Below are 462 nucleotides of genomic sequence, written 5' to 3'. Positions count from 1 at the left end.
ATCGAGCAGTACGAGGCCTCCACCGAAGAACTGCGCGCCAGCAACGAGGAGCTGCAGGCGATGAACGAGGAGCTGCGCTCGGCCACCGAGGAACTGGAGACGAATCGCGAGGAACTGCAGTCCATCAACGAGGAACTGACGACCGTCAACCACGAGCTCAAGAGCAAGGTGGACGAGCTGGGCCATGCGAACAGCGACATGCAGAACCTGATGGACGCCACCGCCATCGCCACGGTCTTCCTGGACCGGGACCTGCGCATCACCCGCTTCACGCCCTCGGCGGTCACGCTCTTCAACCTGATCGCCACCGACGTGGGACGGCCGCTGTCGCATCTGCGCACGCAGCTGCAGTACCCCGAGCTCGCCGACGACGCGCGGCGCGTGCTCGAACGCCTGGCGCTGGTGGAGCGCGAGGTGGGCGCGAGCGACGGCAACTGGTACCTCGTGCGCATGCTGCCCTAC

The 462-nt window shown here is 66.2% G+C and carries 1 protein-coding gene; it reads left to right on the top strand.

Annotation, left to right across the window (positions count from 1 at the left end; genetic code table 11):
* Nucleotides 1-60 precede the first annotated feature (60 nt).
* The coding region (locus tag K9U40_RS23655; protein WP_282892501.1) for a PAS domain-containing protein at nt 61-462 on the top strand (402 nt) is incomplete at its 3' end.

Source organism: Xanthobacter autotrophicus (assembly GCF_030015065.1).
Taxonomy (GTDB): domain Bacteria; phylum Pseudomonadota; class Alphaproteobacteria; order Rhizobiales; family Xanthobacteraceae; genus Xanthobacter; species Xanthobacter autotrophicus_D.
Note: the sequence above shows the minus strand (reverse complement) of the source record. Positions and strands in the feature narration are given on the sequence as shown.